This window comes from Microbacterium sp. NPDC090281 (assembly GCF_044769635.1).
GTDB lineage: Bacteria > Actinomycetota > Actinomycetes > Actinomycetales > Microbacteriaceae > Microbacterium.
Genome location: NZ_JBIVYH010000001.1, coordinates 2714485 through 2740259, shown reverse-complemented (window position 1 = coordinate 2740259; position 25775 = coordinate 2714485). Strand labels below are relative to the sequence as shown.

The window sequence follows — 25775 nt, the reverse complement described above, 5'->3', positions numbered from 1 at the left end:
TTCCACCAGATTGGTCGTGCGTTCGTTGTCTGAGAACCTGTCCACCGCTCCTGCCGACGACGAGACTCCGTCGGCGCACGCCATCCAGAACAAGTGGCAGAAGTATTGGGCGGAGAACGGCACGTTCCTCACGGGCGGCGACGACGACACCCGCCCGCGCAAGTACGTGCTCGGGATGTTCCCCTACCCATCGGGCGACATGCACATGGGGCACGCCGAGAACTACGCCTACGTCGACATGGTCGCCCGGTTCTGGCGTCATCGCGGGCACAACGTGCTCAACCCCATCGGCTGGGACTCCTTCGGGCTGCCCGCCGAGAATGCGGCGATCAAGCGCGGCGCCGACCCCCGCGAGTGGACTTACGCGAACATCGACCAGCAGAAGCAGAGCCTGAAGGAGTTCGGCACCTCCTACGACTGGACCAGGGTGCTGCACACCTCCGACCCCGAGTACTACCGCTGGAATCAGTGGCTGTTCCTGAAGCTCTACGAGCGTGGGCTGGCGTACCGCAAGAAGAGTGCGGTGAACTGGTGCCCCAACGACCAGACGGTGCTGGCGAACGAGCAGGTCGTCGACGGCCGTTGCGAGCGCTGCGGCGCCGAGGTCATCAAGAAGAAGCTCACCCAGTGGTACTTCCGCATCACCGACTACGCCGACCGTCTGCTCGACGACCTGAACCAGCTCGAGGGCTTCTGGCCGCACAAGGTTCTCCAGATGCAGCGCAACTGGATCGGCCGCTCGATCGGTGCGGATGTCGACTTCGTGATCGAGGGTCGGGCCGAGCCGGTGACGGTCTTCTCCACGCGTCCTGACACCCTGCACGGCGCGACGTTTTTCGTCGTGGCCCCCGACTCCGACCTGGCTTCCGAGCTCGCGGCCGATGCGTCGGACGACGTGCGGCAGCGTTTCCAGACGTACCTCGAGCAGGTGCAGAAGGAGACCGACATCGCCCGACAGTCGACGGATCGCCCGAAGACGGGTGTGTTCCTCGAGCGGTATGCGATCAACCCGGTCAACGGTGAGAAGCTCCCCGTGTGGGCTGCCGACTACGTGCTGGCCGACTACGGGCACGGTGCGGTCATGGCCGTTCCCGCGCACGACCAACGCGACCTGGACTTCGCCCGCGCGTTCGACCTGCCCGTCAAGGTCGTCGTCGACACGACGGCCCCCGTCACCGGTGCGATGCCGGTGATCGAGGTCGATGAAGAAGGCGTCCCGATCGACACCGGCGCCGCTCTCGACGAGCAGAACCCGGCTTCCACCGGGCTCGCGCTGACCGGCGAAGGCCGCTTGATCAACTCCGGTTCGCTGAACGGGCTGTCCAAGCGCAACGCGATCGCTCGCGCGATCGAGCAGCTGGAGGCATCCGGCACCGGGCGCGCGGCGAAGAACTACCGCCTGCGCGACTGGCTGATCTCCCGCCAGCGCTTCTGGGGCACTCCCATCCCGATGCTGCACACCGAAGACGGCCGGATCATCCCGGTGCCCGAGGACAAGCTCCCCGTGAAGCTGCCGAGTGTCGACGGTCTCGACCTTTCGCCCAAGGGCACCTCGCCCCTCGGGGCTGCCGAGAGCTGGGTGCGCACGACCGACCCCGAGACGGGCGACCCGGTGCTGCGCGACACCGACACCATGGACACGTTCGTCGACAGCTCCTGGTACTTCCTGCGCTTCCTCTCGCCGAACAGCGACACCGTGGCGTTCGATCCGGCCCAGGCTGATCGCTGGGCGCCTGTCGATTCGTACATCGGTGGTGTCGAACACGCGATCCTGCACCTGCTGTACGCGCGCTTCATCACCAAGGTGCTGTTCGACATCGGGCTGATCGACTTCACCGAGCCCTTCACGACGCTGATCAACCAGGGCATGGTGCTGCTCGACGGATCGAAGATGTCGAAGAGCAAGGGCAACCTCGTCGAGTTCGCCTCGAGCATGATCGACCCCGGTGCCGATGTCGTCCGCGTCGCACTGGCATTCGCCGGCCCCGTCGAAGACGACATCAACTGGGAGGACGTGTCGACGGCCGGGGCGCAGAAGTTCCTGGCACGCGCCCTGCGGATCGCAGGCGACGTCTCGTCCTCGGTCGACGTGGTCTTCGACGGCGGAGACGCTGCATTGCGCCGCGCGACGCACAAGCTGTTGTTCGAAGCGCCCGGCCTCGTCGAGCAGACGAAGTTCAACGTGCTCGTCGCGCGCCTGATGGAGCTGGTGAACATCACCCGCAAGACGATCGATGGTGCAGCGGGCGCGGCCGACCCCGCCGTTCGCGAGGCCGCCGAGACGCTCGCGGTGATGCTCGACCTCTTCGCACCGCACACCGCGGAGGAGATGTGGGAGATCCTGGGTCACGAGCCGTCCGTCGGTCTGGTGACGTGGCGTTCCGCCGATCCTGCGCTGCTGGTCGAAGACACGATCACGGCAGTCGTGCAGGTGGGTGGCAAGGTCCGCGCCCAGCTCGAGGTCCCCGCGCGAATCGGCGAGGCCGAGCTCGAAGCACTGGCACGTGCCGATGAGCGCGTGATCCGTTCGATCGGTGACCGCGAGATCGTGAAGGTCGTGGTGCGCGCGCCGAAGATCGTCAGTTTCGTCGTCAAGGGCTGATCGACTTCTCCACGGTGGACTCTCCACGCGGGTTGTCCACCGTGGGCGCTTACCGGGCGAACCAGGACTGTTGACGGCGCCTAGCTTGGCCGGATGGCATCCCCGCAGGCACCTCCTCCGTCCCGGCGTCGGTTGCGCCTGAGCATCGGTGCGGCGGTGGTGCTGGCGCTGGTCGTGCTGTCGGCTGCCGTCGGCCTCGGCATTCTTCGCGGGCAGGCGGCACCGGTCGAGTCGGTGCCGTTGGCCGATGAGGGTGCCGCTGCCGAGCCGACCGGTGAGCTCTACGTGCACGTCCTGGGGGCCGTGGAAGCGCCAGGTCTGTACGTCCTCGACCTGGATGCGCGAGTTGTCGACGCGTTGGCGGCAGCGGGTGGGACGACCGAGGCCGCCGATCTCGCTGCGGTCAACCTCGCTCGGGTGCTCGACGACGGGGAGCAGATCGTGGTGCCGACGGTCGGTGCTGCCACGAATGCCCCGGGATCTGCCGGACCCCCGGCTGATGGCCGGATCGACCTCAACAGTGCGGATCAGGCGGCGCTCGAGACGTTGCCACGCATCGGGCCTGCACTGGCTGAGCGGATCATCGCCTGGCGGGACGAGAACGGCAGGTTCGCCTCGGTCGACGATCTGCTCGCCGTGCCGGGCATCGGAGAGAAGCTGCTCGCGGGTGTGCGCGACGGGGTCAGGGTGTGAAGCCGGGAGTTCTCCGGCTGGTGCCGCTCGCCGTGGCGGTGTGGGCGACAGGACTGCTGTGCGTGATTGTCTCAGGGGTCGTGTGGTGGTGCGCGGGAGCGCTCGACTCTGGTCGTGTTCGCCAGCAGGGCCGAGATTGCATCGCCCCTGCCTCCGGCGTGTTCGCTGCCGCGGCGACTCTCAAGTGCGGCTTCGTCGAACGGTCGCTGCGTCTGCCCGAGCCCGGAGCCGGCCTCCTTCCAGGGCTCGCGGGCAGGAGGGCCCGCACGGTTGAGGCCGGTCGTCGGGTCGCGGGGTCACTTCGTGGTGGACTGTTGGCATGGGTGAAGATCCGCGGTTCGTCGTTCCGGCTGGCGCTCTCAAGGCTCTCGAGGCGAGCAGCGACGAGACCCGCGAATGGCTGGCTAGGTTGCCGGTAGTCGTTGGCGAGCTGCTCCATAAGTGGGAGCTCCGACCGGAAGGTGAGGTTCGATCGGGAGAAGCGGGCGTCGTCGTGCCGGTGCGCCGCAGCGATGGGACGCCAGCAGTGCTGAAGTTGCAGGTGCCGCGCGCTGAGACGACTGCGGGGATCCTCGGTCTCCTCCGATGGAGCGGCCGCGGGATAGTTCGTCTCTTGGATAGCGACTCTGATCAGGGTGGGATGTTGCTCGAGCGCCTTCATGGTGATCGCACCCTCGACGCTGTTGAAGACGACGACGATGCTGTCAGTGTGGTTGGAAGGCTCCTCGCGCGCTTGCATAGCGTGGCTGCCCCTGACGGGCTTCCCCACCTTGGTGTGGTCCTATCTGGGATGCTCGATGGCGCTCCGGCTGCGCTGCGGGCACTGGCGAGCGATGACCGGTCTCGTCTTCATCGATGGGTGAGCAGAGCCGCCGAGCTTGAGACGGAGCCAGGAGATCGTTTTCTGCACTGGGATCTGCACTATGGGAATGTCCTCGCCGCCGATCGTGAACCATGGTTGGCGATAGATCCGGAGCCTCTGGTCGGCGATCCTGGATTCGATCTATGGCCCGCACTGGATAGTGGATGGAGCACGAACGGCGGTGTTACTGACGCGCCACGTATCGTGCGTCGACGATTCGAGATCCTCACCGAGATGCTCGACATCGACCGTGACCGCGCAGCCGCGTGGACAGTTGCACGCCTGCTACAGAACACGTTGTGGGATGTAGAGGATGGGCGCACCGCGATCGCCGCGTCCGCGAAGACGGTGGATGATGCGCTCGCGTCGTTCGGCGCAGTCGGCTGAAGCGGAGTCGACTCGTCGCTGCCGACACCGTCGCGGGCTACGCGCGGTGTCGCCAGCGGTTGAGGCCGATGCCGACGAGGACGACGGCGGCGCCGAGGAGCAGGAGGGGAGACTCGAAGACGAGTGCTGCTGCGGCGCCGGCGAATGCGGCGAGAAGCAGGCCGTCGAAGGCCCAGGCCAGTCGCACGGCGGCGCCGAGGTCGCCCATCGGCGTCGGGATCGGGGTGAGCAGCGCGGGTGGCAGCGGACCTTTCACCGCGTCGCTGATCCGAGCGACGAGGGCGAGCAGCCCGAGTGCGAGCGAACCGGTGATCGGCCCGGTCGCCGCGAATCCCGCCGTGACCGCGCACACGACGGACGCCGCGAGCAGCACGATGATCAGGACGGCCAGCGGGAAGAACGCGTGTCTGGCGAGCAGCTGTTCGTCGCTGACCCCGTAGAGCGGGACATCGGACGCGATGCTCGCTGCGTGCCGGATGCCGTCGGTGAGGGGGCTGAGCCCGGCGAACAGGACTACTCCGGCCGCTGCTCCCAGCGTCCAGCTGGGCGAGGCGGGGGAGAAGGCGAGTGCGGTCAGTGCACCAGCCGTGGCGAGAGCGAGGACACCGACGACGAGGCGGCCCGGTGTTCGGACCGCTCCGATCGCATCGCGGACCAGGAACGTCATCGCCTGCCGTCGGAGCGGTCGGACGGCGCGGAACCGGCGACCGAACTGAGGTCGCCGCTGGTAGATCGTCGCGGCAGCGCCGAAATCCATGCCCGTCGCGTGGGCGGTCGCCGAGTCCCACCGCGCGGCCTGGGCCATCAGCTCGGCGAGGCCGAGCCGGTTCATCAGCATCGGCGTCGAGATCACGAGCATCCCACTCAGCGCGATCAGCGCGATCAACGCGGCATGTGAGTGCGGCGATCCGCTGCCCGGGTAGGCGAGTCCGACCCATCCCCATGGGGTGAACGCCAGCAGTGCGGGGAAGGAAGCGGTGATCACCCCCAAAACGAAGACGACGAGGGCGAGCGCCACCGCAGCGCGGGGGAACACCTGGCCGGCGAGCCAGGCCACGGTGGTGATCACGCCGACGAGTGCGCCGACGGCGACGAAGGTGACCGCGGCGAGGGGACTCGCCGTGCCGCTGGATGCCAGGCCGGCACCGATCAGCGCGGCGACCGCGGAGGTCACCGCGGTAACGAGCGCACCGGCGCGGAGAAACGGGACCCGGAACGCGTCGGATGCGGCCAGTTCGCTCGTGGCGAGAGCATGTGTCAGGAACGGGGGATGCAGGGCCGGACCGCGATCGCGACCCAGCAGCAGCGCGCCAGCGCACAAGGCCGCGGCGACGAGGACGGTGACCTCACTCGCGGTGGACGAGGAGAGGAGCGAGAGGCCCTCCGTGCTCGTCACCGTCAGCCACGCGGCTCTTGCGACCGGTGCCACGGCCACCAGCGCGACCATCAGGACCATGTAGACCGCATAGCCCCGGTCGCCGTTCGTGCGGGTGTTCCTGGCGCGCCAGATCCGGATCGCCGCGGACGCGCGACGGGTCATGCCGTGGCATCCAACCACAGTGTGCGGTCGGCGAGCCCGTCCGCGAGGACCGGGCTGTGCGTGGCGACGACGACAGCCGCGCCCTCATCGCGCCGCGCGCGCAGCACCCGGATCACCGACTCGACATGCTCCTGGTCCAGCCGTTGCTCCGGCTCATCGAGGATCAGCACGTCGAACGGCCGAGCGAGCACCAGAGCGATGCCGAACAGCTGCGTCTGCCCCGACGACAGTTCGTGCGGGAACCGTTGCCCGAAGATGGTCAAGCCCAACTCGGCGAGGACGCGACGGGCGAGCTCGGTCGCCGCATCCGGATCGTCCAGCCAGGTTGTCGCGACCAGCAGGACGTGATCGGACACCGTGAGGTCGGGAGCCATCGGAGGCAGGCCGATCATCGCGGCGACGCGCCGCCGGAAACCCCGGTCACGCGGAGCCACCGCTTCTCCGGCGATCCGAACCATCCCGCTCGAAGGCTTCCGCGTGCCGGCGAGCACACGGAGCAGGGTCGACTTGCCGGTGCCATTCCTGCCGCGGATCACCAGGGCCTCACCCCGCGGCGCCGTCACCGTCACGGGACGCAGAAGCGTCGCCTCGCCCGCGGACACCGTGACCTCATCCACCTCGATCATGCGAATCATCCTCGCAGGTCGTCACGGAAGAGGAAGCGAGCCGCCCCTGAGGCGGCGCCGAAGTCGCTGGCGAGCCGCCGTTTCCTCTCGGCTGCCGGTGGCGCGAGAGCCGAGCGAGAGATCGCAGGAAGGGTTCGCGGTCCTCTTCCGGCAGGCGGTCGATCGGCAGGCCACGTGCGACGCCGGGTCTTGAAGAGCCAGAGCCAGAGGCAGAGCCAGAGGCAGAGCCAGAGCCGGTGGCGAGGCCGAGACCGACCGGGCCTGTGCTGAGGTTCTACGGCGCGAGGTCACAGTCACTTGAGCGGTCGAGTCCGCTCGCCTGACTCCGTTCCCGGAACCATCTCCGTCGGAGCGAGCACTGGGTTGACACCGGAGGCACCGGGTGTCGCCCGGTTCATCGCGTAGGCCCAGGTGGAGAGACCGAGGAGCGGGCCCCAGAGCCAGAACGGGAACATCAGCAGCAGGTACAGGGTGTCCTCGACGAGTCCGGCACCCTCGAGGGCGAACTGAATTCCGGCGGCGGTGAACAGGACGCTCACCACGCTGGCGGGGATGATGGCCAGCCCAGGAGGCACGGAGCGTCCGCCGAGCCCCGCGAGGAAGCGGGGGAACCGTTCGCCCCAGGGCAGGATCAGGCCCAATGTGAGCACGCCGCCGGCCAGCATCCCCGCGCCGAGTGCGAGGCCCAGCACCCGGACCGACGGGTCTGCAGCGAACATCTCGCTGCTTCCGCCGAACAGCGGCCACGGTGTGAGCCAGGTCGCCCGAGCGAATGCGTAGGGGAGGGCGCACGCAGCGGCGAGGATCGTGATCGCGCGGCGGTGTCGGAGGACCGAAACAGCGAACCCGATCCGGCGGTTCGGAGAATCGCCGATCATCCAGATGAGCAGGCCCGAGGCCGCAGCGACATGGGCGATCGCGAGGGAGGCCTGCGGGAGCACCGTGCCGTAGCTCCCCAATATCTGCGGGACGAGTGGTCCGGCCTCGAGACTCACGATCGCGTACGCGAGAGCGCCGACGACCACCGCGCCGAGGGTGAGGCCGAGCAGCGGACGACGCAGAAGAGTGAGGATGATGAGCGCCAGAACTCCGACGATGACCGTCATCGCGAACGTGTACCCGGCGGCGGCGATCACGCCCCCGGGCATCGCGACGGCGAGGAGCAGCCCGGCGACGAGGCCGGCCGTGCGCACGATCCACGTCGGCACCGTCCGGCTCGCCGTGCCGTGCGTGATCAGCGCGAACAGCGCGAACAGCGATATGAGGAACGCGGCCAGTGCCCCGGTCAGGGCGAGCGCGAGTTCGACGCCGTGACCGAGGTGGCCGATCAGGCTGGAGGGCAGCGCGTCGACACCGGGGGTGAGCATCCTCACCAGGCTGGTGACGGCGACGGTCAGGGCGCCGACGGCTGCGGCGAGGAGGGCAATGATGCGCGTGAGAACTGACATGCTCCCACGTTAGGAATGTGCCCCAGCGGCCGGCTTCTCCCGTTCGGGTCATCTTCCTCACTCGCACGGGTGAGCCTGCGCGGACGCCCGCGTCGAGCGGCGGTCACCCGCCCGGACGCAGCAGGCCCTTCTCGTAGGCCCAGATGACGACATGTACCCGATCCGGGACGCCGAGCTTCGCCAGCACGGCCTTCACGTGCGTCTTCACCGTGTTCGCCGACAGGAACAGCTGTCGTGCGATGTCGTCGTTCGATGCGCCGGTGGCGAGGGCTCGGGCGACCTCCTGCTCTCGAGGGCTGAGCGCCGAGAGCGCCGGCACCGGGTCGGTTGCGGGAGCGCCGTCGCGCACGAAGCCGATCAGCGCCTGCGTCGCGCGTGCCGACATCACCGACTCACCGGCGGCGGCGGCGACGGCGGCATCTGCGAGCTCCGCGGGGCTGGTGTCCTTGGTGAGGAATCCGCTCGCGCCCTCGCGGATCGCGGCGTACACGTACTCGTCGAGATCGAAGGTCGTGAGGATCAGGACCCTGGTGGCCGGGCGCAGTCGCAGTACTTCGCGCGTGGCGGCGATGCCGTCCGTCCCCGGCATGCGGATGTCCATCAGCACGACGTCCACGGCATGCGCGCGCACGTGCGCGATCGCCTCGTCACCGGAGGAAGCGGCGGCCACGTCCGAGAACCTCGGATCGCGCGAGAGCATCAGCACGATGGCGGTGCGGAACAGCTCCTGGTCATCGACGATCAGGATGCGCAGTGTCATTCGAGGCTCCTCCGGGTAGGCAGGTCGACGGTGACGATCCATCCGCGCCGGTCGCCTCGACGCGCGGTGAGTGCGCCGCCGGCGAGTCGCACCCGCTCGGTGATCCCGACCAGGCCCACGCCGCTGCCCAGATCGCTCATGACGGTGCCGGTGCCTCCATCGTCAGCCACCGTTGCCCGCACGGTGTCCGGCTGCCAGTCGAGCTGCACCTCGACCGCGACCGGAGGCGCGTTGTGTCGGACGGCGTTCGTGAGCGCCTCGCGCACGGCGTGATGCAGAGCCAGGGCGGCGTCGGCGCGGAGGTCCGCCCTGGTGCCGTGCTCCGTGAGCCGGACGTGCGTCGAGGGAGTGCGCACGCTCTCGACGAGTGCATCCAGTGAGTCGATCGTCGGCAGCGGCTCACGCGGGGCATCGTCCGAGACGACCGCGCGCATGCCCCGAAGCGCTTCGCGGCCGGTGTCAACGACGATCACGAGTGCGGCATCGCTCCGATCGGTATCGTCGGCGCGCAGCGCGCGGGCGACCTCGGCCTGAGCGATCATCACGGTCATGGAGTGGGCGACGATGTCGTGCAGGTCTCGGTTGATCCGTCCGCGTTCGTCTGCGATCGCCTGGGCGACGCGTGCCGTCGTCCGCTCTTCGGCTTGGTCGCGCCGCACTCTGAGGACCAGCCCCATCGCCCAGGCAGCCGCGATCGCGCCGCTGAGTCCGAGGAATGCTCCGAGACGGAGATCCGCATCGTCGAGCCGCAACTCGGTGAATGCGATGAGCGCCGCGCCGAAGACGCCGCCCGCGAGCGCCAGGACACGCACGGTCCTGCTCGACTGCGCCGCGACCTGGCCGATGACGAGGAGGTAGGCCGCCCCCGACGGGAGGAGCGCCCCGGAGACCGCGCGGATGCCCGGTACCAGCACGAGCCCGCACATGACGGCGTTCGCGAGCACGATGGCGAGGACGGGTCGGCGTACGGCGAGCAGTGTCGTCAGGTGCAGCGCCACGTAGAGCATGATCGTCAGCGCAAGGATCTGCGGTTCCGGACGGGTGGCAGGCTCGGTGAGGATCGCGATGCTCGACGGCAGCAGGATCACAAGGGCGAGGAGCGCGACGATCACGTCGACACGCAGCCACGCGTGCCGACGGGGACTCATCGTAGAGGTCTCGGAGCGCATCGCCTTCATGCTCTCATGCACGTCGTTCGTGCGGGATCACCCTGCCGGGTGAGACGTCTTCACGCGCCCCGAACGCGTTCTGTCCGGTCGGTTGCTCTTGGCTCTCGGCGCCCGCGTGCGGAACCCGCCGAGGGCGGATTCCAATGCCCGGACCATCGCTACCGGCCAGGTCATCTACTGCGACGGTGGGACGGATGCTCTCGTCCGCGGTTCGCGGCCTCAGAAGGTCTTCCTTCGCTATCGCCCCCGCGAAGTATGGGCGCTGGTGCGGGAGTCACGCCGACTCGCCCTCCTCCCGCCTGATATGAAGACGGAGCCGAAGCTCCGCTAGTAGACGGACGCTGCATCAATCGCTGCCTCGGCGTGCGCACGTGATGTCGATGATCGGCATCAGTTCAGTGTGCCGTGGCTACGGTCGATGCCATCCGGACGTTGGTGTTCCTTGCTATCGTGGCGTCGTGCGATGGCTTGCGGACGAGGCGAGTGGTTCACGATGTGTTCCGCTCTCTCCGGGGTCACCCCGGGGTGCGCAGTCTGACCTGGAACGAACGCCGCAGGCGCCTTACTGCGCTTCGCGCAGACCGGTGCCCGCACTGATGGACGAGTCGTACGCAGGCCATTGCACGCCCGACGCCCGCTCCGCGGCTGCCCTCTGATGGCGCCCTCCACCGCATCACGCGTGCTTGGGCGCACGCCGCGACCGTTGCCGTCGTCGGTGGCCGCCTCTCTGGCCGATGCTTTCCTCGCCTCAGAGGTCTGGGCGAAGGAGCAGCTCGTCGAGGCCGGCGCGTACGTCATGGGAGCGCGTCGCCGTTGGCTCTCTCCGCTCGTCGGTGACGTGTTGACCTCCTTCGTCCGCCCGCCTGTCGATGCCCCGCGACTGCTGACGTCGGTGATCCTCCGTTCGCCCGATTTCGCAGAAGCGGTGCGCAAGGCCGACGAGCGCCGTTCGCCGCTGCGCATCCACCACCGCGTAGTCGGTCCATCGGCGTCGCAGCCGCCCTCGGGCGCTCTTCCCCGCATCGACAGCATCCCGGATCTCGCCGCCATGCTCGATCTGGACGTCGGTCGGCTCCAGTGGTTCGCCGACACCAAGCATTGGAATCGGCGCGCACGCTCCGGGGCCTTGCACCACTATCGGTACGAGTGGCGCACACGGCACGGGCGGATCCCCAGGTTGCTGGAGATTCCGGAGCAACGGATGCGCCGCGTGCAGCGCAGTCTCCTGGAACGAGTGCTCGGCCTCATGGCCGTGAACGATGCCGCCCACGGTTTCATGCCCGGTCGCAGCGCGGCCACTGGGGCCGCGCGCCACACGGGGGCCGACATCGTCATATCCCTCGACCTCTCCACGTTCTTCTCCCGTGTGACGGGCGGTCGCATCTACGGAACCCTTCGGCAGTCGGGACTGTCCGAACCCGTCGCGCACGTCGTGACCGGGCTGTGTACCAACGCCGTTCCTCCGCGCGTGCTTGCTGCCATGCCACCGGGCGGATCATCCGACGAGCGGTTCGCCCTGCGCCGGGCTCTGGCCACGAGTCACCTGCCGCAGGGCGCTCCCTCCTCGCCGATGCTTGCCAACCTCGCCATCCGGCGCCTCGATTCACGGCTGACGGGATGGGCGGATGCCGTCGATGCGACCTATACGCGATACGCCGATGACCTCGCGTTCAGCGGCGGTCCGAGACTCGCGAAGCGACCTGATGCCTTCATCCGCGGTGCGCAGCGGATCATCGAGGACGAGGGGCACGTGGCCAACCCGCACAAGACGAGGGTCCGACGCCAGGGCGTCAGGCAGAGCGTGACCGGAATCGTCGTCAACCAGCGAACGAATGTCTCACGGGACGACTACGACCTGCTCAAGGCGACGATCCACAACTGCGTCGTGCACGGTCCACACAGCCAGAATCACCGCCGACTCGGCGATTTCCGTGCACATCTGCTCGGCCGCATCTCGTGGGTCGAGAGTCTGAACCCCCATCGAGGCGAGAAACTCCGTGCGGAGTTTCTGCGTATCCCGTGGTGACCGCGCGGCGACCGGGCACGAAACCGTCGACTGAGCTGGTGAATCCCACCTAAACGCTTGTGGGAATCACCACGCGTCTTCCGCAGACAGAGCCGCCGGAACAGCAGATGATCCGACGCCACCAACTGCGTGTTGATCAAGCCCCCCGGCGGTCGCCACTGCGCCGCCTCGGCGGCCATCTCGGCGCGCACGATTCAGGCGCCCGAGCTTGCCCGGATTCTTGGCGATGTTGATCGGTGGCGTCATGCGAGGGAAAGTCGCGGTTTCGACTCATGGTGCGACTTGCCTCTAGGCTGTGGCCCTCGGTGCAGCTGTGACACTGGGCAGGCGCGGTGATTCCGTCCTGCACAGAAGCCGATCTGCGCTCGTTCTCTAGTGACTGCCGTGAGGTGTTTGATGGCGGCCGCGTGGTGGTCTCAGCGTGTCATAGCGTGGCCGGATGCCGCAGCGAGAGCCATCTCCGGAAGCGCCACGCCTTCGTGTGAGGCGTCGTGATCTGCGGCTGTTGCCACTGGCCGCGGGCGTATGGGTTGCTGCGCTCGTGTGCGTCTCCCTCCCAGCCTGGTCGTGGTGGGTCGCCGGTGCAGGCGCTGTCGCCGCCGTGCTCGTGTTCGCCGTCGCGCGCGGGTCTCTGGTGCGGGGGCGCGGCTGGGGTGGCGGTCTCGGTGTGCTGCTGTTCGCGGCGATGGCGGCCACGGCGCTCTCGGCCGCGCTGGCGATTCCGGCGCGCGAGCGTGCGGCGGCGTGGTCGGGTCGCGCGATCGAGGTGGCCGCGGATGTCACCTCGTCGGCGACGGTCGGGCAGGACGGGCGGTTGTGGTTCGATGCGCAGACGCGCAGCATCGGTATCCGCGGTGAGCCGGGGGCGCTGTCGGTGCCGGTGCGGGTCGGTGTCGCCCCTGGCGAGGGATTCGATTTCGGCGCCGGCGTTCGCCTGGTCGGTCAGGCCATGGAGACGGAGGCGGGAGAGCGGTCCGCCCTCGTCGTTTTCGCGACGGAGGCGGAGGTCGTGCGCCCTGCATCCGGTGTCTTCGGCATCACCGCCGGCGCGCGCAAGGAATTCATCGAACGAGCGACCCGATTGCCGGAGCCCGGTGCGGGCCTGCTGCCCGGCCTCGCCGTGGGGGATACCCGGGCAGTGTCGATCGAGCTGAACGACGACATGCGGACGAGTGGTCTCAGCCACCTCACCGCGGTCAGCGGCGCGAACTGCGCGATCGTCGTCGGCGCGATGTTCTGGCTGACTGCACTGTGCGGCGGCGGGCGCTGGTTGCGAGTGCTGCTGTCGCTGGCGGGCTTGGCCGGTTTCGTGGTCCTGGTGACTCCCGAGCCGAGCGTGATCCGTGCGGCGGTGATGGCGGCGGTCGGCATGCTCACCGTGCTGCTGGGCCGACCCAGCGCCGGGGCCGGCATGCTCTCGCTGTGTGCGGTGGGAATCCTTCTTGCCGATCCCTGGCTGGCGGCGACACCCGGTTTCGCCCTGTCGGTGGCGGCTTCCGGCGCGCTGATCCTGCTCGCGCCACCGCTCGCCCGAGGGCTCGGCAAGGCGATGCCCGCACCTGTGGCGCTGGCGATCGCGGTGCCGCTCGCCGCACAGCTGGCGTGCGGCCCGATCATCGCCCTGTTCGCCGAGCAGCAATCGCTGATCGGTATCGCCGCGAACCTGATCGCCGCACCCGCGGCCCCGGTCGCTACGGTGATCGGGCTTCTCGCCTGCCTTGCGATGCCTCTTCCCGGTCTTGCCGACTTGTTGGTGGCGGCCGCCTGGCTCCCCACCGCCTGGATCGCGACGACCGCGACGACCACCGCCGGGCTGCCGGTTGCGCAGATCCTGCTGCCGGCCGGAATCGGCAGCGCTGTGCTGGTTGCTCTTGTGAGCGGAGCCATCGCGATCGTCTTGATCCGGCGCCCGACGGAATCCCGGAAGCGCACAGACGCACGGCCGATCCGGTGGATGCGGCGAGGTGCAGCTGCCGTCCTCGTGGTGGTGCTGTCGCTCGCGGGGTCCCGCATGCTCCTCGACGGCCCACTGGCTACAGCGACGGCACCGGCGGGCTGGTCCATCGCGGCGTGCGACGTCGGACAGGGAGATGCCGTGCTCGTCCGCTCCGCGACGAAGGTCGCTCTGATCGATGCAGGGCCAGACCCGGAGCCCTTGGCTGCTTGCCTGCGGTCTCTCGGCGTCGAGCGCATCGACCTTCTCGTCCTCACACATTTCGACCTCGACCACATCGGCGGGGTCGCCGCCGTCAGAGGGCGGGTCGCCGCGGTTCTGCATGGCCCCGTGGCAGAGGAATCCGACCGCCGGTTCCTCGCGGATCTCGCCGATGCGGGCGCACGTGTCGATGAGGGATCGGCAGGGCAACACGGCATGCTCGGCGACGCGGAATGGCGGGTTCTCTGGCCGCTACGGGGATCCGCGGCCTTTCCCGCCGGCAACGATGCGAGCGTGGTGATGGAGTTCGACGGGGGAGGCGTGCCCCGTTCGATCTACCTCGGTGACCTCTCGGCCGCGCCCCAGCGCATGCTGCTGCGCACGGCCAGGCTCGGCCACTACGGGGTGGTCAAGGTGGCCCACCATGGCAGCGCTGATCAGGATCCCGGTCTGTATGAGGCGATACAGGCTCGTGTTGCGCTGTTCAGCGTCGGAGCGGACAACGACTACGGGCATCCGCGCGCAGAAACCCTCGACCTCCTGGCCGCGTCCGGCGCGCACACTCTGCGGACCGACGAGCAGGGCCGCATCCTGCTCGGCCTCCGCGATGACGAGCTGGAGGTCTGGACGGAACGGGCGGCGCGGTAGTCCCGCCGCGGGGCTGTGTCGGCGACCGCCGGTAGGCTGGATCCATGGCAGCTTCGCGTCCTCCTTCCCGCGGTGGCGCGAAGCCCACCAAGATCCCGCAGGTCTCGTGGCGAGAGCCGCGTCCCGCCCCCATCGTGCTCGTCTCCGGTCCGGAAGAGGTCTGCGCCGAGCGAGCGATCGCCGGGGTGCGTGACTACCTCCGTGCGGAGGATCCTGCGCTCGAGGTCAGCGATGTCCGTGCCGATGACTACGCGCCGGGAACCCTGCTCTCGCTCACCTCGCCCTCCCTGTTCGGTGAGCCGCGTCTGGTGCGTGTGTCCGGCGTGGAGAAGTGTTCTGATGCCTTCATCCAGGAGGCGGTGTCGTACCTCGATAACCCTCAGGAGGGGGCGACCGTCATCCTCCGCCACACCGGCGCGAGTGTGCGGGGCAAGAAGCTCCTCGATGCGCTCCGTGCCGGGAACGGCGGGGGGATCGAGATAGCCTGCGCCGCGATCAAGCGCGACGGCGACCGCGTCGACTTCGCAGCCGGCGAGTTCCGGGCCGCGAAGAAGCGCATCGCACCTCCTGCGCTGCGTGCGCTGGTCTCCGCATTCGCCGACGATCTGACCGAGCTCGCGGCGGCCTGCCAGCAGCTCATCGGCGATGTCGAGGGCGATATCTCAGAGGAGATCATCACCAAGTACTACGGCGGCCGGGTAGAGGTTTCGGCTTTCGTCGTCGCCGACACGGCGATCGCCGGTCGCTACGGCGAGGCATTGATCGCCCTCCGCCATGCTCTCTCATCCGGTGCTGACCCGGTTCCGATGGTCGCAGCTTTCGCGATGAAACTCCGCACCATGGCTCGCGTCGCCGGCAATCGCGAGCCCAGTCGCCAGCTCGCACAGCGCTTGGGGATGAAGGATTGGCAGGTTGATCGCGCCCGCCGCGACCTGGTCGGCTGGAACGAGAAGTCACTCGGTCTGGCGATCCAGGCGACGGCCAGAGCCGATGGTGAGGTCAAGGGCGCGGCTCGTGACCCGATCTTCGCTTTGGAGCGAATGGTCACCGTGATCGCCACGCGTCGACCATTCGGCGAGTAGCAGGCCGATTCTGCCTCCGGGCAAGCGTACGGGAAGACGAAGAAGGCCCGCCCCGGTGACGGGACGGGCCTTTCTCAGATGCTTCAGCTCAGAGAGAAGCGACCTGCTTGGCGAGAGCCGACTTGCGGTTCGACGCCTGGTTCTTGTGCAGGACACCCTTGCTGACGGCCTTGTCGAGCTTGACGGCGGCCTTCTTCATGGTGGCCTCGGCTGCTGCCTTGTCGCCGGCGGTGACTGCCGTGCGGGTCGAGCGGATGAGCGTCTTGAGCTCGCTCTTGACGGCCTTGTTGCGCTCGCGAGCCTTCTCGTTGGTCTTGTTGCGCTTGATCTGCGACTTGATGTTTGCCACGTGTGGACGCTTTCTGTACAGGAGTGTTCGGAATGCCGGCAGCAGAAGAGGGCTGCTGCACAGCGGTCGTGAGGGAAGAACCCACACGCAAGCCAAGAGTCGAGTCTACCAGCAGACGGGGTGTTGACGCGAAACGGGAAAGAGATCACGACACTCGGTCGCGGATTTGATGGTACCGGGTGCAGAATCATCACTATCCCGACACTGATGTCAAGGAGCCACATGACCCCCGAAGCCGTTCGTCCGTCCGCGCCCGCAGGCCTCCGTTGGTCTGCGGCGACCTCTGCATTTCAGATCGAGGGTTCCCGCCCTACAGGACCAGCCGGACGATCCATCTGGGACGACTTCCTCGAGAGGCCGGGTGCGATCATCGACGGGTCGACCGCGGAGCCCGCGTGCGACAGTTATCGGCATCCTGAGTCCGATGTGGCTCTGGCCTCCGGGCTCGGTCTCGACCGCTACCGATTCTCCATCCCGTGGGCACGCGTCCAGCCGGACGGCAGGGGAATGGGTGAAGTCGCGGCTCTCGACCACTACTCCCGTCTCGTCGATCTCCTGCTCGACGCCGGAGTGGTCCCGTTCCCGACTCTCTTCCACTGGGAGATGCCCAGTGCGGTCGAAGCGGAGGGCGGATGGCTCAACCGGGACACGGCCGAGCGCTTCGCCGAGTACACGGACATCGTGGCCGAGCGTCTCAGCGACCGGGTCGCGCACTGGTACACCCTGAATGAGCCGGCGATGACGACGTTGCAGGGCTATGCGGTCGGCGCCCTGGCGCCGGGCAAGCAGCTGCTCTTCGACGCGCTGCCGACCGCCCACCACCAGCTCCTCGCTCATTCCCGGGCGGCGACAGTGCTTCGAGAGAAGGGAGCAGAAGCGGTCGGACTGGTCAACAACCACACCTGGGTGCTGCCGTTGCGCGACACCGCCGAGGACCATCAGGCCGCGGCGGTCTACGACCTGATCCACAACAGGGTCTTCAGCGAGCCGCTCCTGGCCGGTGCTTACCCCGATCTGGAGGCACTAGGCCTGCCGCCGATGCCCGTGCTGGATGGCGACCTCGAGGAGATCGGGCGTTCGATCGACTTCTACGGGATCAACTTCTACAACCCGACCACGGTCACCGCAGCCGAACAGGGGAGTCCGATCCCCTTCGACATCGTGCCGACCCCCGGAGTGGCCGTCACCGGATTCGGTCCCGAGTGGCCGATCATGCCGAGCGCGCTGCGCGACCTCCTGGTAGACCTGCACGCCCGGCATCCCCAGTTGCCGCCCGTGATCATCGGGGAGAACGGTGCATCGTTCCCCGAGCCCGAGCGCGCCACCCGCGTCGATGACACCGATCGGATCTCGTATCTGGCCGAACACCTCGCAGCAGTCGGGGAGGCGATCGACGCCGGTGTACCGGTGGAGGAGTACACGGTGTGGTCGCTCCTGGACAACTGGGAGTGGGCAGACGGCTACACCCAGCGATTCGGACTCGTCCACGTCGACTTCGAGACGGGTGAGCGTACGCCCAAGGCGTCCTACGACTGGTACCGCGACCTCATCGCGAGTACGCGAACGAGTGCGACGGCGTCGGAGGCCACGAGATGACGACCGCGGCCGGGCCCCGCACGGTGAGAGCCGGTGCGAGGTGGATGTCTCTGTTCACGCTGGCATGGCTCGCGATCTGGACGGTGCAACTCACACCCGTCCAACTGCTTCTGCCGCTTCAGCTCGACACCCCGGAAGACGACTGGATCCGCGGGGTCGTCTCGTCGGGGCTCGTGCTCGGCATCGGAGGGCTCGCCGGCATCATCGCCGGCCCCGCGGCAGGTGCGCTCTCAGATCGCGTGGCGGCAGGGCGTCATCGTCGCCGTCCGTGGGCGCTGGGCGGCGTGCTGTTCACCGCCGTCTGCCTGGTCCTCACCGGCTTCGCCGAGGGTCCCTGGGCCGTAGGTGCAGGCTGGGTCGGAGTCTCGATCGGCGTCGCCGTGTCGTCTGCCGCCTTCACCGCACTCATCGCCGACCAGCTCCCGTCGACGCAGCGCGGCGCCGCTTCCGCAGCCGTGGGTTCCAGCCAGGCCGTCGGCATCGTGGTCGGGGTCGGGCTCGTCGTCCTGCTCGGACTCGGGATCGGCGCCGGGTATCTGCTGCTCGCAGGGATCATCGCCGTGGTCGGCACAGTGGCTGCACTGCTGCTCCCCGACCCGCCCAGCACCGAGGCGATGCGGCCGAAGCCGGCACGACGGCGCCCGCTCGCATCCCTCCAAGATCGTGACTTCGCCTGGATGCTCTCGGGCCGCCTGGTGACCAATGTGGGCAATGCGCTCGGAACCGCGCTGTTCCTGTTCTTCCTGCTGCACGGACTCGGGCAGCCGAGTGCGGTCGCCCAGGACAACCTCCTGCTTCTGATCGTCGTGTACACGGTGTTCGTGGTGATCGCCTCAGTGATCACCGGCATCGTGTCTGATCGAACCGGGAACCGGCGGACCCTCGCGGTCGCCGCGACGGTCGTGCAGGCGGCATCGGGTGTGGCGATCGCGCTCGTGCCGACGTTCGAGATGACGATGGTGGCGGCAGCCCTGATGGGCCTCGGCTACGGCGCCTTCTCGACAGTGGGCCTCGCGTTCGCCGCCGATCTCCTACCGGATGAGCAGGATCACGCCAGAGATCTGGGCATCGTGAACGTCACAGCGGCTCTCGGGCAACTCATCGGCCCGGTGCTCGGGGCAGGGTTGGTCGCGCTGGTCGGTGGCTTCTGGCTCGTGTTCATCGCGGCCGCAGTGCTGTCGCTGGTCGGAGGTCTTCTCACCGCATTCGCGCGGCAGCCGGTCAGGGAGTCATGAGTCTGCGGTGACCCGTGCGGCGTCACCCTCCACCGTGGCAATGGCGAGCTGCAGCACCGCATTGAAGATCCGTGGACGCATCGCGGTGACCAGATGGGTCGTGCGCGGCACGATGATCAACTCGGCGTGCGGTGCGAGTCGCCGGAACAGGGACTCATTCAGGCGCAGCTGGTCGTACTGCCCGTTCACGAACCAGAGCGGCACCCTGATGCGGGGGACCGCAGCGGCGATGTCGAGAGCTGCGAGGCTGCGCAGCGCTGCATCCTGAGTGTCCAGCGCATAGCCGCCCGCAGCGAAGTCCGATCGGGTCTCGGAGGGGATGGTGGCCTCGAGAATCCTTCCGGTCAGCCACATCCCACGGTCGGGGAGTGAATCGACGGCTCGAGTGAAGAGCCGGTATGCGCGCAGACCAGCGCCGTGGGGGAGCGAGGTGCAGGACGCCGCGACCAACCCGGCCACCGGCGGCCGTTGCGCGCCCCCGACGTACGCGAGGCAGAGCAGGCCGCCCATCGAGTGCCCCACCAGCACGACGGGGCCGTTCTCCGCTGCGGCACGCACCGCGACATCGATCGTGTGCAGCGCCTCGTGGAGGGTGAAGTCCTCGTGCATCCTGGAGCCGTGACCGGGGAGATCGACGGCTGTGAACGCGTAGCCGCGCTCTTCGAGGTAGACAGCCTGCGACCGCCACATGGTGGCGGAAGTGCGGATGCCGTGCACGAAGACGATCTGTGCGCTCACGCGTTCAGCATAGAGAAAGCGGGGCCGGTGGATGAACCACCGACCCCGCTTCGACACGATGTGTGTCAGAGAGTGTTACTTCTCCCAGCCGACGTTCTCGACCGGCTGGATGCCGAACAGGTCGAGACCCAGGTACGGCTCCGGCGTCAGGTTGGCGAGGCCTTCCCGAACGGTGAAGATCTGCGGGCCGTTGTAGAGCGGGATGAGGCCCCAGCGCTTGTAGATCTCCGGCTCGAGCTTCATCGCGGCCGCGGTCTGCGCCTCGGGGTCGGACTGCGACTCGACCTTGTCCTTGATCTCGGCGTCGAGCTCGGCGTCGCCGACACCCGACAGGTTGAGACCCGAGTCCGAGCAGTACAGCTGGCAGAACCAGGCGGCACCGAACGAGTCGGAGGAGGTGAAGCGGAGTCCGGAGACATCCCAGTTCTTCGACGTGTAGTCCTCGGAGAACTGGCTGGAGGGACGCACCTCGACCTTGACGTCGATGCCGATCGCCTTCTCCTGCGCCTGCAGCGACTGCGCGAGTGCCTTCTGGGTCGCGGTGTCGCTCCAGATCGGATAGACGACGGAGAGCTTGACGCCATCCTTCTCGCGGATGCCGTCAGAGCCTTCCTTCCAGCCGGCCTCGTCGAGGAGCTTCTTGGCGCCCTCGACATCGAACTTCCAGCCTGCGGCCTTCATCGAGTCCGAGTAGCCAGGCTGGAACGAGAACAGGGTCAGCGAACCGGCCGGGTCCTCTTTGTAGCCGAGGCCGTTCCAGGCGATCTGCTTCTGCTGGTCGATGTTGATGGCCTTGAAGAATGCCTCGCGAACCTTGACGTCCTCGAACTGCGGCTTCGTCGAGTCGACCTGCAGGATGGTGTTCGCCGTCTGCTGGGCACGGAGGACAACCGCCCCGTCGACGTCTTTGACCTGGTCGATGAGCTCCTGAGAGCCCGTCTCCGTCATGTCGACCTCACCGTTCTTGAAGGCGTTGACACCGGCCGGGTAGTCCATGCCGGTCATCGAGACCTTGTCCAGCAGCGGGGCGTCGCCCCACCACTCGGGGTTCGGCTTGAACGAGACGTACCCCTTGGTCGCGTCGTACTCATCGATCGTGTAAGGACCGGCACCCCACTCGGGGTGCGGGTTCTCGATCATGGCCTCGTTGAACGTGGTCGGGTCGGCCAGTGCGGGGTGGATGACGCCGCCGTTGAACGGCATCTGCGGCCAGGCGAACTCGCCCTTGAACGTGACGATGGCGGTCTTGGCCGTGTCGCCCTGCTCGACGGACTCGATCTCCTTGTAGCCGTCAGTGGCGTTGGGGTTGAAGCCATCGTCATAAGAACGGTTGGCCTTCCACGTGGCATCGATGGCGGTCCAGTCCATGTCGGTGCCGTCGTTCCAGTGCGCCTCGTCGGTGAACGTGAAGGTCAGGACGGTCTTCCCATCCTTCACCTCGTTCTTCCACTCGGTGAGGTAGTTGTCGTTCTTGTACTGCGTGCCATCCGGCTTCATCAGGATGATCTGCGGCATGTACCACGCAGCGATCCTTGCGGTGTTGGCACTGGCGTCGCTGTTGAACGAGTTGAGCTGCGCCGGAACCTCCGTAACGGCGAAGTTGACCTCGCCGCCCTCTTTGAGGTTCTCGCGGGGCTGGGGGTTGTAGTTCGCCATATCGACCCCGGCTGCTTCGCCGTTGTCGCCGTTGTCGCTACTGCCGGTGTTGCCGGCAGCGCACCCGCTGAGCGCGAGTGCGAAAGCGCCGGTGAGTGCCAGCGCTCCCATCAGCTTGTACTGCTTCATGGTGCTCCTTTCGCCTTGCGGCGTGTCATAAGGGGAGAATAGTTCGCCCGGTGCACGAATGCTCCAGCGGCAAGTGAATCTGGACTAACTGTTATCGGACGGTGATCCGTCGCCCGATCAGGAGGCGACAGGCCGAGCGGACTCTGTCGCGGGGTCGAACACGATCCGCTGGCGCGTGCGCTCGATATCGGGGTCGGGGACGGGGATCGCCGAGAGCAGCGCCTTGGTGTACGGGTGCTGGGGGTTGTCGAAGACGTCATCCACATCGCCGTGCTCGACGAAGTCGCCGAGGTACATCACGGCGACCCGGTCGGCGATGTGACGGACGACCGAAAGGTCGTGCGCCACGAACAGGTACGACAGGCCGAGCTTGACCTTGAGGTCATCGAGCAGATTGATGACACCAGCCTGGATCGACACGTCGAGCGCGGAGACCGGCTCGTCGAGCACCAGGATCTTGGGGTTCGTCGACAGTGCCCTGGCGATGCCGATGCGCTGGCGCTGCCCGCCGGAGAACGCCTGCGGGAAGCGATCGCTGTGCGCGGGGTTGAGCCCGACGAGGTCCATCAGCTCTTCCACGCGCTGGTGCGCCTCAGCCTTCGGCGTGCCGATCGCCGAAAGCGGCTCCGAGATGATGTCCGCGACGGTCATACGCGGATCCAGGGCGCCCATCGGGTCCTGGAACACGATCTGGATGTCGCGGCGCAGTGCGCGCTCCACCTTGTGGCTGTGGATGTCGTTGACGCTGGTGCCGGCGATGACGATGTCGCCGTCGGTCTGCTTGACCATGTCCATGATCTGCAGGAGCGTCGTGGTCTTGCCGCTGCCGGACTCGCCGACGATGGCCAAGGTCTCGCCCTCTCGCACATCGAAGCTGATGCCCTTGATCGCATGCACCTCGCCGACCTTGCGCTTCAGGAACGCGCCCTTGAGCAACGGGAACGTCTTGGTGAGATTCTTCACCTCGAGAGTGATGGGCCGCTCCTCGCGGGGGAGCCGGGTCAGCGCGCTCTCGGGCGCTTCGCGCACCGGATACACGGGGAGGCCGCCGAGCAAGCCTCCGTCGGTGATCTCGTTCGAACGGATGCAGGCTGCACGGTGCTCCTCACCACCGCCGGTGACCACGGGCAGGAGTTCAGGCTCGCTGGTGCGGCACGCGTCCATGACGATGGGGCAGCGGTCAGCGAACGGGCACGCGTCCGGCAGGTTGATCAGGAGCGGCGGGTTGCCCTTGATCGGGGTGAGGGGCTGCTTCTCGGCCTTGTCGACTCGTGGGATCGCGCCCAGGAGGCCGATCGAATACGGCATCCGGGTCTGGTGGAACAGCTCGCGCACCGGCGCCTGCTCAACCGGCTTGCCGGCGTACATCACCATCACGTCGTCGGCCGTGCGTGCGACGACACCCATGTCGTGGGTGATCATCATGACGGCGGCACCGGTCTCGGCCTGGGCCTTCTCGATGAGGTCGAGGATCTGCGCCTGGATCGTGACGTCGAGTGCCGTGGTCGGCTCGTCGGCGATGATCAGCTTCGGGTCGTTGGCCATCGCGATGGCGATGACGACGCGCTGCCGCATGCCTCCGGAGAATTCGTGCGGGAACGACTTCATCCGCTTCTCGGGCTCGGGGATTCCGACCAGCTTGAGGAGCTCGATCGAGCGCGCCGTCGATTCCTTGATGCTGAGGTTGCGGTGCACGGTCAGCGCCTCGATCAGCTGGGCACCGATCGTGTACACGGGCGTGAGAGAGGTGAGCGGATCCTGGAAGACCATCGAGATCCCGTTACCGCGGATCGCCGAGAGCTGTGCATCGGTCTTGCCGAGGAGCTCCTGGCCGTCGAACACGATCGAGCCGGAGACCTTGGCGTTCTCGTCGAGCAGGCCCATGACGGCGAGGGACGTGACGGATTTGCCGGAGCCGGATTCGCCCACGATGCCGAGGGTCTTACCCGCATCGAGATCGAAGGAGACGCCACGGACGGCGTCGACACGGCCGGCCTCGGAGGCGAAGCTGACCGTGAGGTCGCGGACGGAGAGTACAGGGCTCATGCGCGGCCTCCTGCAGCCGAGGTGGGATCGAGGGCGTCACGTAGTCCATCGGCGATGAGAGCCATGGAGACGGTGAGCAGTGTGAGGACCAACGCGGGGAAATAGAACAGCCAGGGCGCGCTGACGATGGAAGAGCTGCCCTCACCGATCAGAGACCCGAGGGAGACATCGGGGATCTTCACGCCGAATCCGATGAACGAAAGGCCGGTCTCGGTCGTCACCGCGGCGACGATGCCGAGGGTGAAGTTGATCACCAGCAGCGACCCGATGTTCGGGATCAGGTGACGCGTCACGATGCGCAGGCTTCGGACACCCATGTAGCGTGCGGCCTGCACATACTCGCGCTCTCGCAGCGACAGCGTCATCGTCCAGATGATCCTCGCGGGGAAGAACCAGCTGACGAAGATCATCACCAACGCGATGACCCACCAGATACCGCCGGAATCGTTCGAGACGATCGAAAGCAGCAGGAACGTCGGAACGACCATCATGAAGTGGATGACCAGCAGGGCGATGCGCTCGAACCAGCCGCCGAAGTAGGCGGCGGCGGTGCCGACGAGGGCCGAGAGGATCGTCGTTCCCACGGAGACCGTGATCGCGATCATCAGTGACCGCTGCAGGCCGACCGCCGTCTGCGTGTAGGTGTCGTTGCCCGCGACGTTCGTGCCGAACCAATGCGCCGCCGACGGCGGCTGGCTCAGCGCGAGGAAGTCCATGCTGTCGACCGCGTAGGGAGACAACAGCGGTCCCAGCGTCGAGAAGAGAACCAGCACCAGGAGGACGACGACTCCACCAACGGCCGGCTTGTTGCGCATGAATCGGCGGGTGTAGAGCGTCCACTTGGACAGAGACTTGCCCGTGGTGCGCCCTGCGGTCGGCGGGGCTGCCGGCGGTTCGACGAGGGGATCGATCATATCGGTGGTCATAATCAGCTCACCCTCACTCGCGGGTCGAGAACGACGACGACGATGTCGGCGAGCACAGCGCCGATCGCGGTCAGCACGGCGCCGAAGGCGGCGACGGCGACGACGCCGTTGATGTCGTTGTTGTTGATGGTGTCGAGGAAGTATCTGCCCATGCCCTGCCAGGCGAAGATCCGCTCCGTCAGGATCGCGCCGGTGAAGATCGTCGGGATCGTGAAGGCGACCTGTGTGGCGACGGGGATCAGCGATGTGCGCAGGGCGTGCTTGCGAACCGCCTGCGCCTTGGTCAGGCCCTTGGCCCGGGCGGTGCGCACGTAGTCGGCGTTGATGTTGTCGAGCAGGAGCGAACGCTGCAGGAAGTGGTACTGGGCGTATCCGACGATGACCAGCGCGATCGTCGGCAACGTGAGGTGCTGCAGAGTGTCGACCAGGACGGGGAAGAAGCCGGTGACGCCTGGACTGGAGGAGCCGGTGACGTAGAAGATGCGGACGCCGGTCCACTCGTTGAGGGAGATCGCGAGAAGGACGACGGCGAGACCGGCGACGATGATGTTCACGTTCATCGTGATGATCGAGGTCGCCTGGCCGATGCGGTCGGCGAGCTTGTACTGGCGCGAGGCCGTGTAGACACCGAGCCAGATGCCCAGCACTGCGGCGATGATCGTGGCACCGAGCACGAGCTCGGCACTGACCCACATGCGATACGAGACCTGCTCGTTGACCGATTGCCCGGTCGGACTCACGCCCCAGTCCCAGCGGAACAGGATGCTGCTGAACCAGTTCCACCACCGTTCGATCAGCGGAACCGTGTCGCTGAGATTGCGCGGGGTGAGGACGTTGTCGATCTGCTCCGGGGAAAGCGGAGGCCGGCGGCCGACGTAGTTGCTACGGGGATCGAGGAACCCCCACGCCAGGAAGAACGTGAGGTTCGTGGCGACCACGATCATGAGCAGCCAGCCGAGTGCTCGGCGCAGGAGGTACTTGATCAAGGGGGGTCAGTCTTTCTCTTCTACAGACGCGCTCGGGATCTGCCGACGCAACGCTGAGTCAGTTGGATACACAATCGCCATCCACCGAACTCTGCGATGCGACGACCATCACGGGG

Annotated in this window: 19 protein-coding genes; 8 read left to right on the top strand and 11 right to left on the bottom strand. The window is 67.3% G+C overall.

The features are described 5' to 3' along the window. The first annotated feature begins 25 nt into the window (after window positions 1-25). The 3 genes from leuS to ACIQTX_RS13135 all read left to right on the top strand — a co-directional run bounded on the left by leuS (window position 26) and on the right by ACIQTX_RS13135 (window position 4544). Window positions 26-2602 (top strand): leucine--tRNA ligase, encoded by a 2577-nt coding sequence (gene leuS / locus ACIQTX_RS13145; RefSeq protein WP_402972633.1) that lies wholly within the window; start codon window positions 26-28, stop codon window positions 2600-2602. Window positions 2603-2695: 93 nt separating this feature from the next. Beyond that, entirely contained in the window at window positions 2696-3295 is a 600-nt protein-coding gene (locus tag ACIQTX_RS13140; protein WP_402972631.1) for a ComEA family DNA-binding protein, read from the top strand. 319 nt (window positions 3296-3614) lie between these two features. Further along, window positions 3615-4544, top strand: a complete 930-nt coding sequence (locus ACIQTX_RS13135; RefSeq protein ID WP_402972629.1) for an aminoglycoside phosphotransferase family protein — start codon at window positions 3615-3617, stop codon at window positions 4542-4544. A gap of 37 nt (window positions 4545-4581) precedes the next feature. Here ACIQTX_RS13135 and ACIQTX_RS13130 read toward each other — a convergent pair whose 3' ends face one another. The 5 genes from ACIQTX_RS13130 to ACIQTX_RS13110 form a co-directional block, all read right to left on the bottom strand. Continuing rightward, the gene (locus tag ACIQTX_RS13130; protein WP_402972627.1) at window positions 4582-6084 is read right to left on the bottom strand and encodes a hypothetical protein; all 1503 of its coding nucleotides are present in this window, start codon (window positions 6082-6084) and stop codon (window positions 4582-4584) included. Further along, entirely contained in the window at window positions 6081-6710 is a 630-nt protein-coding gene (locus ACIQTX_RS13125) for an ATP-binding cassette domain-containing protein (protein WP_402972625.1), read from the bottom strand. The genes ACIQTX_RS13130 and ACIQTX_RS13125 overlap by 4 nt, the downstream gene beginning before the upstream one ends. Window positions 6711-7003: 293 nt before the next feature. Beyond that, window positions 7004-8158: a hypothetical protein gene (locus tag ACIQTX_RS13120; RefSeq protein WP_402972623.1), complete on the bottom strand. Its 1155-nt coding sequence runs from the start codon at window positions 8156-8158 to the stop codon at window positions 7004-7006. 103 nt (window positions 8159-8261) lie between these two features. Continuing rightward, window positions 8262-8918: a response regulator gene (locus tag ACIQTX_RS13115; protein WP_402972621.1), complete on the bottom strand. Its 657-nt coding sequence runs from the start codon at window positions 8916-8918 to the stop codon at window positions 8262-8264. Next, window positions 8915-10066, bottom strand: a complete 1152-nt coding sequence (locus ACIQTX_RS13110) for a sensor histidine kinase (protein WP_402972619.1) — start codon at window positions 10064-10066, stop codon at window positions 8915-8917. Before ACIQTX_RS13110 ends, ACIQTX_RS13115 begins: the two co-directional genes overlap by 4 nt. Before the next feature lie 736 nt (window positions 10067-10802). On the opposite strand from ACIQTX_RS13110, the gene ACIQTX_RS13105 reads away from it, so the two are divergent. The 3 genes from ACIQTX_RS13105 to holA all read left to right on the top strand — a co-directional run bounded on the left by ACIQTX_RS13105 (window position 10803) and on the right by holA (window position 15998). Further along, entirely contained in the window at window positions 10803-12113 is a 1311-nt protein-coding gene (locus ACIQTX_RS13105; RefSeq protein WP_402972617.1) for a reverse transcriptase family protein, read from the top strand. 439 nt (window positions 12114-12552) lie between these two features. Further along, a complete protein-coding gene (locus ACIQTX_RS13100) occupies window positions 12553-14916 on the top strand; it encodes a ComEC/Rec2 family competence protein (RefSeq protein ID WP_402972615.1) in 2364 nt (787 codons plus the stop codon). 44 nt (window positions 14917-14960) lie between these two features. Beyond that, the gene (gene holA / locus ACIQTX_RS13095) at window positions 14961-15998 is read left to right on the top strand and encodes a DNA polymerase III subunit delta (RefSeq protein WP_402972613.1); all 1038 of its coding nucleotides are present in this window, start codon (window positions 14961-14963) and stop codon (window positions 15996-15998) included. Between the two features lie 88 nt (window positions 15999-16086). On the opposite strand, the gene rpsT is transcribed toward holA, so the two are convergent. After that, window positions 16087-16347 (bottom strand): 30S ribosomal protein S20, encoded by a 261-nt coding sequence (gene rpsT / locus ACIQTX_RS13090; RefSeq protein ID WP_028501636.1) that lies wholly within the window; start codon window positions 16345-16347, stop codon window positions 16087-16089. Between the two features lie 222 nt (window positions 16348-16569). On the opposite strand from rpsT, the gene ACIQTX_RS13085 reads away from it, so the two are divergent. Together ACIQTX_RS13085 and ACIQTX_RS13080 are read left to right on the top strand one after the other, a co-directional pair. After that, complete coding sequence (locus ACIQTX_RS13085) at window positions 16570-17943, top strand: glycoside hydrolase family 1 protein (RefSeq protein WP_402972611.1); 1374 nt, start codon at window positions 16570-16572, stop codon at window positions 17941-17943. 44 nt (window positions 17944-17987) lie between these two features. Next, entirely contained in the window at window positions 17988-19178 is a 1191-nt protein-coding gene (locus ACIQTX_RS13080) for an MFS transporter (RefSeq protein ID WP_402972609.1), read from the top strand. On the opposite strand, the gene ACIQTX_RS13075 is transcribed toward ACIQTX_RS13080, so the two are convergent. The 5 genes from ACIQTX_RS13075 to ACIQTX_RS13055 form a co-directional block, all read right to left on the bottom strand. Next, window positions 19173-19916: an alpha/beta fold hydrolase gene (locus ACIQTX_RS13075; protein WP_402972607.1), complete on the bottom strand. Its 744-nt coding sequence runs from the start codon at window positions 19914-19916 to the stop codon at window positions 19173-19175. The genes ACIQTX_RS13080 and ACIQTX_RS13075 overlap by 6 nt on opposite strands. 75 nt (window positions 19917-19991) lie before the next feature. Beyond that, a complete protein-coding gene (locus ACIQTX_RS13070) occupies window positions 19992-21701 on the bottom strand; it encodes an ABC transporter family substrate-binding protein (RefSeq protein WP_402972605.1) in 1710 nt (569 codons plus the stop codon). A 117-nt stretch (window positions 21702-21818) separates the two neighbouring features. Further along, complete coding sequence (locus ACIQTX_RS13065) at window positions 21819-23747, bottom strand: ABC transporter ATP-binding protein (RefSeq protein WP_402972603.1); 1929 nt, start codon at window positions 23745-23747, stop codon at window positions 21819-21821. Beyond that, a complete protein-coding gene (locus ACIQTX_RS13060; RefSeq protein WP_028501642.1) occupies window positions 23744-24673 on the bottom strand; it encodes an ABC transporter permease in 930 nt (309 codons plus the stop codon). The genes ACIQTX_RS13065 and ACIQTX_RS13060 overlap by 4 nt, the downstream gene beginning before the upstream one ends. Window positions 24674-24675: 2 nt before the next feature. Then, the gene (locus tag ACIQTX_RS13055; RefSeq protein WP_028501643.1) at window positions 24676-25659 is read right to left on the bottom strand and encodes an ABC transporter permease; all 984 of its coding nucleotides are present in this window, start codon (window positions 25657-25659) and stop codon (window positions 24676-24678) included. Between the last annotated feature and the right edge of the window lie 116 nt (window positions 25660-25775).